The following is a 13,801-nucleotide window of genomic DNA, read 5'->3' on the forward strand; positions in this document are numbered from 1 at the left end:
CCTTATCTTTTTAAAAGAGCAAGATAAACAAAGATTTTCTTTGCCAATGGTAACAAGCCGAATTTTTTCACTACTTTTTTACAAAGTAAGCCCAATTGATAGGTATGGGATTGTTTTAAGTTTTCTTCGCGTTTTCTCCAATAAGACGATGCCTCTTCAAAACGCATAATAACACTTTGGTATAAAATCTTAAAATCCTCACTACTTAATTTATTACTTAAATAATCAATTGCAAATAAAGTCTCTTCAAAAAGTCCTCCTGTATTCGTTCTTCCTAATGGATTAGACCTGTAGTAAGCTAATATTTCATTCCTGAAATATGTTTTGGGATTTTGTTGATAAACCTGCAACCACATCACCCAATCTTCTTGAGCGGTAATGCCGACAGGAAATCGGAAATCACCTATTACATCTCGTTTAAAAAAAAAGCAATGAATTGGAATAGTAAAACCTGAATTCCAATATCGTGCAATATTTTGAAAAGTAAAATCGTAGGCGTTAAGACATGAAAATGCCCCTAGAGTATTCGCCAAAGTTCCCTCAAATCTATCGTAATTACTACAAACTACAGCAACATTTTCGGATTGCATCACTTTAACCGATTTAGACAATTTGTCAGATGCTAGTAAGTCATCAGCATCTAAAAATTGTATAAATATACCATTAGCTTTTTCAATTCCATAATTTCTTGCGACACTAACCCCTCCGTTAGGAATTGAAAAGTAACAAAATCTACTATCTTTTTCTGTCCATCTTAAAATAATTTCTTCTGTATTATCAGTACTTCCATCGTTAATTAAAATGCATTCCCAATTAGCGTAGTCTTGTGATAAGATACATTTTAAAGTTTCTTCTAAAAAAGAGGCTTGATTATAGCATGGAATGATTATGGATACTTTTTTCATTTTTATGAAATGATACTTATAATAAAACGTCTAAACAACTTTAATAAAGGTATTAATCTAAAATTAATACTATAATTATAAATCAAAAAGTACCATTCCTTTAATTTAACTTTTCTACTCCTTTTTATGATAAGCTCGTAGGACATTAGCAAAATCATAATTTGATTACGACTAAAAATATTTTTTTTGTTTTTCAGAATGTCTTTGTAAAACTTTGAAGTAGCGGAAAGTTTTGTTTCAATATTATCTTTTCGACCAGAAATATTTATTTCTGAGAAACGAATAAAAACAGAATTTTGATTAATAGTAAAAATAGGTTTATTTTCCGAAAAATCAAGCCATGCTTTATCGTCACTATGCCAAGCTAATGGATAATCTACAAACTTATATTTATTATACAACTCTCTCTTAAAAACATACTCAGAAAGCGAACTTCTTGTCAAATTACTAACTTTTCTACAATAAAAATCCGAAGCTAACTCTAGTTTAGGGTGCAAAAAAGGCTCTAAAAAAACGGCTCCTTCTGAATTAATTACTTTAGAAGCAAAGCGAATTACATTTGCTGTACTATTTCTTATTTCAGGTTCATTTCTGTAAAAATCAGCAATACAATCTTCATTCAATACATCATCATCTCCTAAAACCATAAGCCATTCTTCATTTTCAGAGAGTGATATACAACGTTCCCATTGCTGGGTCAAACTCACACTTCCTAAATTCCTTTCGAACCGATGATATATAAAATCAATTTTCTCTTTAAATTTTAACAATACATCTGCACAATCTTCTGGACTAGCATCATCTCCAATATAAACTTTAAATTCTTTATTGGTTTGATCCGCCAAAGATTGCAAAGTTTCTTCAAAAAATTGAAGTTTATAATATGGAATTACAATGGCTAACATTAAGAAATTAACATTTTCTTAATTTTTCTTAAAATCGTTTTAAAAGACATCCCCTTGACACTATAAACAAGGAAAGCTAACTTGTAAATTCTACTCTTTTTAAATGTGTTAAAACTTTCAATTTCACTTTTAAATAATTTTATTTTATTATGCAATGAAACCAAGTTATTTAATTGTCCTGCTGAGTGTTGTCTATACATAAGTTTAGTATTGGTGCTTTTAATTAGCCCCAAATCCTCATTTATCATTTCATAAAAAAGATTAAAATCCTCTGGTTTTGAAGTTTTCTTATATCCCCCAACTTTATCAAAAGCATCTCTTCTAAACATTGATGAGCCGTGAATAAAATTTGACTTTTTAAAAAATTCGTTAGCTTCGGACTTATTTTTACACTCAGGAAACTTAATATTATAAAAACTCCCTTCTACTATATCTGACTTAAACTCTTCTCTAAAAGTGTCGTAAACAATTTTAGCTCTAGAACCATAAAGAACAAAATCAGTATAAGCAATTGCAATACTTGAATCTGAATCTAATTTCAAAGCACATTCCTCTATATAATTAGACATAAAAACATTGTCCGCTCCCAATATAACTATATAATTAGAATTTGTTAAGCTTATTGCTTTATTAAAATTATCAACTACTCCTAAATTTTTCTCATTTCTGTTGTATCGTATTAATTCAGGAAATTTCTTAACATAAGTTTCAGCAATAATTTGTGTATCATCTTCAGAACAATCGTCAGTAATTAAGATTTCATCAGGCAAGACAGTTTGTCTAAGTACAGATTCTATCGCTTCTATCAAAAAATCACCATAATTATAACTAGCTATAATACAAGCAATTTTATTTTCTCTTAACCTAGTAGAATTCACAACAGTAAGTCTATTTAAAATATATTTATCATAATTATTTCCTTGAATACAACTCACAGCTCCTTTAAATTTCTTTTTAACCTCTTGAACAACAATTTCGTTAAATTCACCATGAGGATAAGCAAACCAAGTGAAACCAACAGTATCAATTTCTTTTAAAGCATCAGGCACAATCAATTCTTCATTTATTCTTTCAGTATCAACCCAATCTTTCAAATTTGGATGAGATTTGGTATGCCATTGCAACCTACCACCATTATCTACTAATAATCTTAAATCATCCAAATCAACAAACTCTGCATTTGGTTCAACTGAATCAAATTCATTATTTGTCCCTAAATAATCAGAATTTAGAAATAATTCAAACGGATAATTAAAATGTTTTAAAATAGGCAATGCATATTCTAGAACGTTTTTATAAATCCCATCAAAAGTAATTACTACTTCATTTTCATCCTCTGGATTATAGTTTTCTAAATAAACTACTTTCTTACCTTTTAGTTCAGTCATTTGTCTATAAAAATTATTAACTGACACCCACCACATACTAGGTGAATTTGGATGAACTTTATGATACATTAAAATCATTTCAAATAAATTTCAAGATTATGTGTATACGCTCTATAACTATAGTAAGTTTGCTTTAATTTCAAAAAAGGGAATTGACTATTATACCAATCATCAATATGAACAGTAACTAAATAACCGCCTTTTTTAAGAATTTTATCAATTAATAAATAAATCAAATTATTTGAATTTCCGATATATTGTGAATATAAAACTCCTGTAATTACAATCAAATCAAACGACTCATTTTCAAACTTGTCTATTTCGTATATTGAGCCTTGTAAAAAATCAACTCTTTCATTTTTAGTCTTCTTAGCAAATTCAATTGCAGTTGATGATATATCAATACCGATTACTTTTGCACCTGGTAGATCACGAGTTATAAAACCATGACCACATCCAATATCTAAAACCTTTTCAAAGTTTAATTTTGGCAATTCACTCAACAGAATTTCTTTTCTCTTTAAATCTTCATTGTTATTTTCATAACCCCATGGATCTTCACTTGAGTGAAATTCATCTAGTTCTAATTTATTTTGAATCATTTTAATTCTCCCAATTATGTTCAACAACAATCATTCCCCATTCTGGATTTACCATTTTACCAGTTCCGTAAAAATCACTTTCATTAACCGTGAAAGTAAATATATTTTCTACATAATCTTCAACTTCGAAAATTGAAGATACAAAGGCATTTAAAACATACTCCCCTTTTAATAAAGGCAATACAGGTATTTTACAAATAATTTCCTTTTCAGGTAAAAACTCTTCTATTTGACTTTTAAATGTTGAGGATATACTTATAATCCTATTCTCCTTCATATCCCAAATACTAAAGCCTACTTCGTTTATTTTTAAATTGGGATTAGCTACTTCAAAAATAATTTTTAAAATAAATTCACCCCCTACCTCTAAATTTTGATTATTTAGTATTTGAACTTCAACAAGTCTAGCATTACCTCTTCCAAGTCTATCTTTTCTTTCTTTAAGTTTTATCCCTTTTTTTTCTACCCCAGATTTCAGATATAACGAAGTAACGTGACCTATATCTCCTAAATCAGCTATTTTTCCTTTATCTAACAAAATTCCTTTATTACAAAGATTTTGAATCGCTCCCATATTATGACTCACAAACAGCACAGTTCTCCCTTCTCCCTTACTCACATCGTTCATTTTCCCCAAACACTTCTTTTGAAACTCCGCATCTCCTACTGCTAACACTTCATCAACGATCAATATTTCTGATTCTAAATGGGCTGCTACGGCAAACGCTAAACGAACATACATTCCAGAGGAATATCTTTTTACAGGGGTATCAATATATCTTTCTACTCCCGAGAAAGCAATGATCTCATCTAGTTTACGGGTTATTTCATGCTTACGCATCCCTAAGATAGCTCCATTGAGATAAATATTCTCACGTCCCGTCATTTCCGGATGAAATCCCGTGCCGACTTCTAATAAGGAAGCAATACGCCCTCTAGTATAAATTTTACCCGTTGTAGGTTGGGTGACTTGACTTAGAATTTTTAACAAGGTTGATTTACCAGCACCGTTACGACCAATAATCCCCACAGAATCTCCCTGGTTGATTTCAAAATTGATGTCACGCAAACTCCACACATAATCGCTTTCCCCTTTGCTGCTTCTGTCATTGGTTTCTCCTATTTTCAGAAATGGATCTTCTTTACCACGTAAATTGTACCACCAACGCTTCATATCATCACGAACGGTACCTCTACCTACTAATCCTAGACGGTATTGTTTAGCTATATTTTCGGCTTTTATTACTGTTTTCATTTGTTTTCGGTTGTCGGTTGGCTGTTTTCAGTTGTCGGTTTTCTGTTGTCGGTTTTCTGTTTTCGGTTGTCGGTTGTCGGTTGTCCGTTGTCGGTTGTCCGTTGTCGGTTTTCTGTTTTCGGTTGTCGGTTGTCGGTTGTCCGTTGTCGGTTTTCTGTTTTCTGTTGTCTGTTTTCTGTTGTCTGTTTTCTGTTGTCTGTATACTGTTTTCGGTTGTCCGTTGTCGGTTTTCTGTTATCTGTTGGCGGTTTTCTGTTATCTGTTGGCGGTTGGCGGTTGTCAGTAATCAGAAACTCATGACCCATAACTCATAACCCATAACTCAAAACCGATAACTCATAACGGACAACTGATAACTCATAACGGATAACTGGCTATCTTCTTCATGTCTCCCAACTTTTCTCAACATATTGGATAAATTTATAAATTTTAGCTCCTAATTTATCATATTCTTCCAGATAAGTTTAAAATTTTGGTTCTATATCTTGGTACAAGTGTGCTATCTTTTGAATATGATTTATTGTTTCGAGACAACTTGCATGGGAGAAAACTAAAAAACGGATAAAATCGGCTTTGTATCTTCTTCGTCCATAACCTTCTACTATATTCGAAACTACGCTATCTGCTGACCTTCTTAATTGACTCCCTAATTCGTACATTTCATATTTTGGTAATTGTAAGGTAAGTGGGTGGATTATAAAAAATAATTCTAACCCCAATTTATATATCTCTAAATCTTTGTATGATCGCGAATCTTGCATTTTGTTTGTCGGTTGGCTGTTGTCGGTTGACTGTTTTCGGTTGTCGGTTTTCTGTTGTGGGTTGTCGGTTGTCGGTTGTCGGTTGTCGGTTTTCTGTTGTCTGTTTTCTGTTGTCTGTTTTCTGTTGTCTGTTTTCTGTTGTCTGTTTTCTGTTGTCTGTTTTCGGTTGTCTGTTTTCTGTTGTCTGTTGTCCGTTGTCGGTTGTCGGTTGTCTGTTGTCGGTTGTCGGTTGTCTGTTTTCTGTTGTCTGTTTTCTGTTGTCTGTTTTCTGTTGTCTGTTTTCTGTTGTCTGTTTTCTGTTGTCTGTTTTCTGTTGTCGGTTTTCTGTTGTCCGTTGTCGGTTGTCCGTTGTCGGTTGTCCGTTGTCGGTTGTCGGTTGTCGGTTGTCTGTTGTCGGTTTTCTGTTGTCGGTTTTCTGTTGTCCGTAATTAGAAACTGATAACTCATAACTCATAACTCATAACTCATAACCCATAACTGATAACCCATAACTGATAACTCATAACTCATACTTAAAATATAAATCTCCTACACCGTATCCATGAATGTTTTTTGGACTTTATTGAACACGAGGACACCGATAGCTAATATAAGAAAAGAAAAAAAAGTGGGATAAATTAAATATGTAAAATTAAAATTTCCTGCTCCTAAATAAGCGAATCTCATATAGTCAAATAATCCGTTCAGTGGATTACATTGCAAAAACCATTGAAATTTAGCAGGCACAGACGAACTTGGATAGATCACTGGTGTGGCATACATAGCCAATTGAATGGCAAAACCTATAAGTTGGTTCAAATCTTTATATTTGGTCATCATCGATGATAAAACAAGCCCTATCCCCATAGAAATTACTGCCATTAAAAATATAATGTACGGCGTAATTAAAATCCACAGATTGGGGTGTATCATTCCGCTTAAAGCATAATACAGTACAAAAGATATGAATAATAAGAACTGAACGCCAAATTTCATCAAATTTGAGATCACTATGGTTAATGGCATTATCAATCGTGGGAAATATACTTTACCAAAAATTCCAGCATTTGCATTAAAAACTCCTGCAACTGCTGTTAAACAACTAGAAAAATAATTCCACAACGTAATCCCTGCCATATAAAAAACCAATTGGGGTGCACCATCGGTGGATAGTTTTGCTACATTGCCAAAAATGATTGTAAAAGTAATTGTAGTCAACAGCGGTTGTATAAAAAACCAGAGTGGGCCTAATATTGTTTGTTTGTAAACTGTTACAAAATCTCTTCGCACAAAAAGCACTAAAAGGTCTCTGTAATTCCAAACTTCTTTAAGACGCAGGTCGAATAACGAATGCTTAGAAGTGATTACATGATCCCAATTTTCTTCTTGATACATAATTCCTTTTTTGTTTGTTTGTGGTGCAACTTAGGGATTTGAATTTTAAAAACAAAATAAAGGCAATTAAAACTTAGCTAAAAAAAGTTAGATTCTAATTCATTTTTATTCTACTTCAAATAGTTTATTTTTGCCTGACAATAAAAAAAAAAGCTATGTTTTTCTTCAAAAAATCGAAACCTGTTTTAAAAGAACTAATTCAAGATCAATTTGTAGATATCCACTCACACCTACTTCCTGGCATTGATGATGGAGCAAAAAACATTGCTGAAACAGTCCATTTAATCAATACTTTAAAAGAGTTTGGATTTTGCCAATTTATGGCTACGCCACATACTTTTTCTGGTTATTATGACAATACTCAATCTAGTATCCTAGAAACCTATCAAAGAACACAAGCTCTTTTAATTGAAAACCATTGTCACGCTCAACTGGAAGTAGCTTCAGAATATTTGATGGATGATCATTTTATAAAACTCTTTCAAAACAAAGAAATTCTTACCCTAAAAGACAACTATGTACTAGTTGAAATGTCTTACTTAAATCCGCCAATAAATTTGTTTGACATTCTATTTGATCTACAGGTAGCGGGCTACAAACCTGTGCTGGCACATCCTGAACGCTATGTTTTTTTTCATAATCAAACAGAAATGTTTAAAAAATTAAAAAATTCAGGATGTCTATTACAAATGAATTTACTGTCAAGTGTGGGGTATTATGGCAAAAATGTACAAACTACTGCTCAAGAATTACTAAAACAAGGTTTAATTGATTTTGTAGGTTCAGATGTACACCACCAAAAACATCTAGACGCGTTTAACCACAAGGTAGAAATTAAAGAAATCGACGCTTTAAAAGCAGCCATTTCAAACAATCAATTTTTCAAAAAGTAAGCCCTTTTTATTAAAAAAGTCTTTTATTTTTTCGCTCTTGAATAAGCACATATCTATATAAAGCGAATTGCGCAACTAAATACAAACACATGGAAATAGGCTGAAACAAGGGCGTAGAAACATAGCAAATTTTTAACACCAATATAAATTGGATAATTGCAAAGAAAGAAGCATTAATTAACAACCAAAAACTTTTTTTAGTTTCTTGCATCATATAATTAGACAGGGCTAATCCACCTAAAAAAGATAAGAAGAAAACCTGAAATAAGTAAACAATCATTCCTTTACCCAGCTGATCTTTAGTCAAAAAAGTCAGATAACTAAAAGCGGTAAGAAAAGGTAAGCTTCCTAAAAGAATAGGTAATATTTTTTTGACAGGGTCGTTTTTAAGAGCTATATAAATAACAATAGATCGGTAGACAAAAAAGAATAAGGAAGCAATTACCGCTGAATTAAAACTTCTGGAGACAAAAAGGATATTAGCTATAAAAACAAAAAAAAGCGCTGTTAAAAAAAGTTTGCTTTTAACCTCAGAAACGCGCCAATACATAAACATCATGATTGGCATCAACATGGGTTTTAAAAGATATAAAATACTTGTTTCTTCAAAATATTCAGCAACTACTTCAATAAGTCCAATTCCAAAATATAAAATCAACAACGCTTTTTCTTCAAATTCTTTTTCTTTAGAAAGTAAATCGTCCATTTCGTTTATTGTTTGAAATTTTTAATAAGCGCAAAAATAAAAAAAACTAACTCATAAATCTATTCTACAACCCTATAAATACCCTTGTATTCCTATATTTTCATTGGTTCGTAAAAAGAAATTCACTAAACAATAATAAGAAACCACACTTCCAAGTATACTCAATAGTCTAAAAAAGATAAAATCATAAGCATAATAGTAAATGATATAAAAGATATCGCAAATTAGATAACAGAATACTGTATACATCAAATAGACATTTGCCTTTTCAGGTTGATAGACATATAATATACTTACGCCTATACCTAAAACCCCAAGAACAATAGCATAACTAATAATATAACTATACAATTTGAAACTCTCATTGAAAACCCAAAAAACAGATAAATATGCTAAAGTCCCCACAAACACAGCCGAAAGTAAAACATAAAAAAGATTAAACCGATCTAAAAACTGGACTTTCAACCTCCTTATATTTAGCAATACTAATAATAACAATAAAAAATAAATACCCATATTTACAAGCATCACATATTGCAACACCTCGACATCTTCAAAAAGGTTAAGCATACCGCTTATAAAATAGAGGAATAAAAGAAATAGATAAAACCAACTAAATTTTCTCCCGCTTTCTTGCCAATAATAAAACATCACAGCTGAACAATAATGGGCTTGAAAGTCAAAACCACTAAATCCCAATGCAACATGGCCGAAATTAGATACACAAATCCCGCGACTAGATAAGTCCATAAAGCTGGTGTAATTCGTTCCATTACAAATAAATCTCTTGATTTTTAAAAACTGCAACATTCCTTCTAACAAAATAGACAACAATAAAGAAATACGAAATGATTTGAAATACAAATTCAATATACTCAAATGTTGTCACAAAATAGATCATTTGATTTACAATATAAACGATATCAGCTATTAACGAAAAACAAGCCCCTACAAGAATAAACATCGTAAAATCAGTAGGCTTGCACAGATAATTATACAAACCACTTGAAATAAAAATTGCTAAAACACCTCCATACAACATAATGGCTAAGGAATATTCTGAACTCTCTTTATTTAAAGATTGTAAAATAAAAATCATTAAAATAATTAAAGCGGCATAAACCAACAGACTTATTCTAAAATTCGTGTTTTGATACCCTATTCGTATGGAATCCATCAACCCAATTCGTGCTAAAAGGAGATATGGTATAAAATCAATCATCAAATTATACACCTCCAAATTAGGCATTTTTATTAGAGTTAAAGCATCTGATACAAAATAAATAAACAAAACCAATAAAAGATGAAAACTAAAATACGATTTTTCGCAACTAAAATAATAAATGACCAAAGCTGGAATAATCATCGGTTTTGTCAATAACAACAACCATTCGCTGTCAATTATCAATGCGATAACCGACAAGAAACAGGCCACAACATATAACAAAACCGGTGTGTTTTTTAGCATTTTTATATCATTTTAGCAAAATCGTCTTCTGAAATTATGGGTATGTTCAATTGATTAGCTTTTTCCAGTTTTGCGGGTCCCATATTAGCTCCTGCAATCACAAAATGCGTTTTAGATGAAATGCTACTTCCTACTTTACCCCCATTATTTTCAATGGCCAGTTTCAATTCGTCTCTGGAAAATCGCTCAAAAACTCCCGATACCACAAAAGTTTTTCCTTCTAAAACATTGGATACCGCAGTTGATTCTTTTTCTTCTAAGGCTAACTGCACCCCATACTGTTTTAATCTATCAATAATACGTATATTTTCTTGATTTTCAAAGAATTCAACAACACTTTGTGCAATTTTAATTCCTATTTCATCAACTGTAGTCATCTCCTCCACGGAAGCTAAACGTAAATTCTCGATGGTTTTATAATGCTTGGCCAATTTTTTTGCCACGGTTTCTCCCACATAACGAATGCCCAAAGCATACAACACTCGGTCAAAAGGAATTTCTTTTGATTTTTCGATACCTACCAGTAAGTTGTCAGCCGATTTATTTGCCATACGCTCCAATACAACAATTTGGTCTTTTTTCAAATCGTACAAATCGGCATAATTAGTCAGCAATTGATTATTGTATAATAAAGCAACCGTTTCGCCCCCTAAACCTTCGATATCCATCGCTTTACGTGTAATGTAGTGCTGAATTCTACCGATAATTTGCGGTGGGCATCCATAATAATTAGGACAATAATGCTGAGCTTCTCCTTCTTTGCGCACTAAAGCCGTGTCACATTCCGGACAATGCGTGATATATTGAGTCGCTTTCGAATCGTTAGCACGTTTTGAAGTATCAACGCCTACAATTTTTGGGATAATTTCTCCACCTTTTTCCACAAAAACTTCATCGCCTATACGAATGTCTAATTTTTCAATTTGGTCCGCATTGTGCAAAGAAGCACGTTTCACCACCGTTCCTGCCAATTGAACCGGCTCTAGATTCGCCACGGGTGTAATGGCCCCTGTCCTACCCACTTGATAGGAAATGGAATGCAATACCGTTGCAACTTGTTCGGCTTTAAACTTATAAGCTATAGCCCAACGAGGTGATTTGGCCGTGTAACCCAATTCTTCTTGTTGGTGCAAATCATTTACTTTAATTACCACGCCATCGGTTTCATAAGGCAACTCATGACGATGGGTATCCCAATACGCTATAAATTCGAATACTTCATCCATAGAGTTTGCTAAACGCGATTGTGCAGGCACTTTAAAGCCCCAATCACGTGCTTTTTCCAAGCCTTCATATTGCGATGCCACCTTTAAATCGTTCCCTATCAAAGTATATAATAAACAATCTAATGGACGTTTAGCCACTTCGGCACTATCTTGTAATTTCAAACTTCCCGAAGCTGTATTTCTAGGATTTGAATAGGGTGTTTCACCTATTTCGATTAATTCCTGATTCATTTTTTCAAAACCAGCAAAGGGCAAAATAATTTCGCCGCGTATATCAAATTTGGCAGGAAAATCACCTTTTAAATGTATAGGAACCGCCTTGATGGTTCTGATATTGTTAGTCACATCATCCCCTTGAAAACCATCGCCACGGGTCACAGCACGCACTAGTTTTCCATTTTCATACGAAATACTAATCGAAGCTCCGTCGTATTTTAATTCGCAAGTGTATTGTAAAGGAACGTTACCCAAAATTTTTTGTAAACGCATTTCCCAATCCAATAAATCTTCTTTAGAATATGAATTATCTAAAGAGTACATACGGAATTCGTGCTTCACCGTTTCAAAATTTTTTGTCACTGCACCTCCTACTCGTTGGGTAGGTGAATTTTCATCAAAATACTCTGAATGTTTTGCTTCCAAATCTTGAAGTTCCTTCAATTTAGTATCAAATTCAAAATCGGAAATAGTAGGTGTATCTAAAACGTAGTAATTGTAATTATGCTGGTTTAATTCGTCTCTTAAGGCTTGGATTTTTTGTAAAACGTCCATAAAAAAATTGGCTATTTGAGTAATAAAATACTAAAATAGCCAATTAAATATTTGAAAGCAAAAAAATTACTCTATCATCCCATTTACTTGCATGTAGAGCTGTCCGTCACTCAAAATCGCCCCTTGCGTTATCAATTCAAACAAATCGTCATTGCGCTCGTTAGCATAATCTTTTTTTCCACGCAATAACTCAACATTAGCGGTAAACAGATTATCCCCTAACCATTTCAAACCTTCATTGGTTAAAAAATCAACCGAAGCATCATGTGCCTTAATCACAATCGTTTGAACGTATAATTCTTGACAATGAAACAGAAAAATATGACGTTTAGAGAAATGTTCTAAAAACTTAGCATTGTTCAAAACACCTTCCCAAATCAAATCCGAGAAAACATCTAATTCTTGTTCAGCTATTTCGGGTTTATTGGTTTTTATGGTCTCCCATTCTGCTCTATCAATTTGTTGCGAAGCTAAGAAGTTTGCAAATTCTTCATGCAGGGATTCAAATTGTTCTTTGGTTAATCTTTTGTATTTCATCAAATTTCAAAATTGGCTTCAAAAATAATTAAAACTGCAGACATAAGGAAAATCTAGAGCTAACTTATTTTGAGGATTTGAAGATTTAAAGATTTTTTTACTTCTTAATACAAATCAAAATCTTAAAAAAAAGGAAAATACTGACCAAAAAGACCTAACAAAAGACCTAACAGGTTTTTAAAACCTGTTAGATCTAGATAATCTTCGAAAACGTTTCCTCATAATCCTCACGCAAAGTCCCCATCCATCGGTCCCAAATTAGGGTGTACAATCCAAAATTTCCGTAAAATAATTTGTGGTGTTGATTGTGTGCAACGCTAGTGTTGACCCAGCGTCCTATTTTAGTTTTATGAAAATTTTTAGGATACAATTCGTACCCCAAATGCCCATAAACATTATAAATAATTTGGAACAACATAAAAATAAAAAAAGCATTGCGATATACAGGAATCGTAAAGGCAATTAGCGGGGCAATGCCCGCTTCCAACAAAGCCTCTAAAGGATGAAAAGCATAGGCTGTCCAAGGCGAAGGATTAGTAGATTTATGATGTATCAGATGCACTTTGCGATATATTTTAGGATGATGCATCATACGATGTATCCAGTAAAAATAAGCATCATGCAAGAAAAACATCCATATAAAATTAAACGCTAAATAATAATAGTTGTCAATAGGTGCAAAGATAATGTTATTATATTCTTTAAAATAATTGAGTGAAAAATAAGCAACGGTTGAAAAAATGAGCATGGAAATTACCGAATATCCCACATCGCGATAATAGTGTTCGTTTTTTGGAAAACGGGTTTGCAACTTTTTGTACTGCCAGCGTTTTTTAAAAATGACATAGAAAATTAGAAATGCAACTCCCGCCAGTATAAAATAACGCAGGGATATGTTTGAAATGGTTTTTAACCAAATGCTACCATCTATTGCCTCCATATTTATTCCGATATTTAACTGTTTAGCATAAATATAGGAAATAATTTCAAATAAGAGTTTTACTGATTTA

At 32.5% G+C, this 13,801-nt stretch carries 15 protein-coding genes; 1 reads left to right on the plus strand and 14 read right to left on the minus strand.

From position 1 onward, the window contains the following. Positions 1 to 2: 2 nt before the first annotated feature. The 8 genes from ACQY29_RS13705 to ACQY29_RS13740 form a co-directional block, all read right to left on the minus strand. Entirely contained in the window at positions 3 to 905 is a 903-nt protein-coding gene (locus tag ACQY29_RS13705) for a glycosyltransferase family 2 protein (RefSeq protein WP_428225733.1), read from the minus strand. 2 nt (positions 906 to 907) lie between these two features. Then, complete coding sequence (locus tag ACQY29_RS13710) at positions 908 to 1,810, minus strand: glycosyltransferase family 2 protein (RefSeq protein WP_428225734.1); 903 nt, start codon at positions 1,808 to 1,810, stop codon at positions 908 to 910. Then, positions 1,810 to 3,276, minus strand: a complete 1,467-nt coding sequence (locus tag ACQY29_RS13715; RefSeq protein WP_428225735.1) for a glycosyltransferase — start codon at positions 3,274 to 3,276, stop codon at positions 1,810 to 1,812. Before ACQY29_RS13715 ends, ACQY29_RS13710 begins: the two co-directional genes overlap by 1 nt. Beyond that, on the minus strand, positions 3,273 to 3,800 hold the full coding sequence (locus ACQY29_RS13720; RefSeq protein WP_428225736.1) for a class I SAM-dependent methyltransferase: 528 nt from the start codon (positions 3,798 to 3,800) through the stop codon (positions 3,273 to 3,275). Before ACQY29_RS13720 ends, ACQY29_RS13715 begins: the two co-directional genes overlap by 4 nt. A 1-nt stretch (position 3,801) precedes the next feature. After that, entirely contained in the window at positions 3,802 to 5,055 is a 1,254-nt protein-coding gene (locus ACQY29_RS13725) for an ABC transporter ATP-binding protein (protein ID WP_428225737.1), read from the minus strand. Then, entirely contained in the window at positions 5,052 to 5,360 is a 309-nt protein-coding gene (locus tag ACQY29_RS13730; RefSeq protein WP_428225738.1) for a hypothetical protein, read from the minus strand. The genes ACQY29_RS13725 and ACQY29_RS13730 overlap by 4 nt, the downstream gene beginning before the upstream one ends. A 159-nt stretch (positions 5,361 to 5,519) precedes the next feature. Further along, a complete protein-coding gene (locus tag ACQY29_RS13735) occupies positions 5,520 to 6,263 on the minus strand; it encodes a four helix bundle protein (protein ID WP_428225739.1) in 744 nt (247 codons plus the stop codon). 81 nt (positions 6,264 to 6,344) lie between these two features. Then, positions 6,345 to 7,190, minus strand: coding sequence for an ABC transporter permease (locus tag ACQY29_RS13740; RefSeq protein WP_428225740.1), 846 nt, complete (start codon positions 7,188 to 7,190; stop codon positions 6,345 to 6,347). A gap of 155 nt (positions 7,191 to 7,345) precedes the next feature. On the opposite strand from ACQY29_RS13740, the gene ACQY29_RS13745 reads away from it, so the two are divergent. Continuing rightward, complete coding sequence (locus ACQY29_RS13745; protein ID WP_428225741.1) at positions 7,346 to 8,083, plus strand: tyrosine-protein phosphatase; 738 nt, start codon at positions 7,346 to 7,348, stop codon at positions 8,081 to 8,083. A gap of 10 nt (positions 8,084 to 8,093) precedes the next feature. Here the strand turns inward: ACQY29_RS13745 and ACQY29_RS13750 are convergent, their stop codons facing one another. The 6 genes from ACQY29_RS13750 to ACQY29_RS13775 form a co-directional block, all read right to left on the minus strand. After that, entirely contained in the window at positions 8,094 to 8,789 is a 696-nt protein-coding gene (locus tag ACQY29_RS13750; protein WP_428225742.1) for a lysoplasmalogenase family protein, read from the minus strand. A gap of 72 nt (positions 8,790 to 8,861) precedes the next feature. After that, a complete protein-coding gene (locus ACQY29_RS13755; RefSeq protein ID WP_428225743.1) occupies positions 8,862 to 9,539 on the minus strand; it encodes a hypothetical protein in 678 nt (225 codons plus the stop codon). Positions 9,540 to 9,561: 22 nt separating this feature from the next. Further along, the gene (locus ACQY29_RS13760; RefSeq protein ID WP_428225744.1) at positions 9,562 to 10,257 is read right to left on the minus strand and encodes a hypothetical protein; all 696 of its coding nucleotides are present in this window, start codon (positions 10,255 to 10,257) and stop codon (positions 9,562 to 9,564) included. Positions 10,258 to 10,259: 2 nt separating this feature from the next. After that, positions 10,260 to 12,254, minus strand: coding sequence for an NAD-dependent DNA ligase LigA (ligA, locus tag ACQY29_RS13765; protein ID WP_428225745.1), 1,995 nt, complete (start codon positions 12,252 to 12,254; stop codon positions 10,260 to 10,262). A 66-nt stretch (positions 12,255 to 12,320) separates the two neighbouring features. Further along, positions 12,321 to 12,791, minus strand: a complete 471-nt coding sequence (locus ACQY29_RS13770) for a DUF6495 family protein (RefSeq protein WP_428225746.1) — start codon at positions 12,789 to 12,791, stop codon at positions 12,321 to 12,323. A 193-nt stretch (positions 12,792 to 12,984) separates the two neighbouring features. Beyond that, entirely contained in the window at positions 12,985 to 13,731 is a 747-nt protein-coding gene (locus ACQY29_RS13775; protein ID WP_428225747.1) for a sterol desaturase family protein, read from the minus strand. Between the last annotated feature and the right edge of the window lie 70 nt (positions 13,732 to 13,801).

Origin of the sequence: Flavobacterium sp. (genome assembly GCF_965262375.1) — a bacterium.
Classification (GTDB): Bacteria; Bacteroidota; Bacteroidia; order Flavobacteriales; family Flavobacteriaceae; genus Flavobacterium.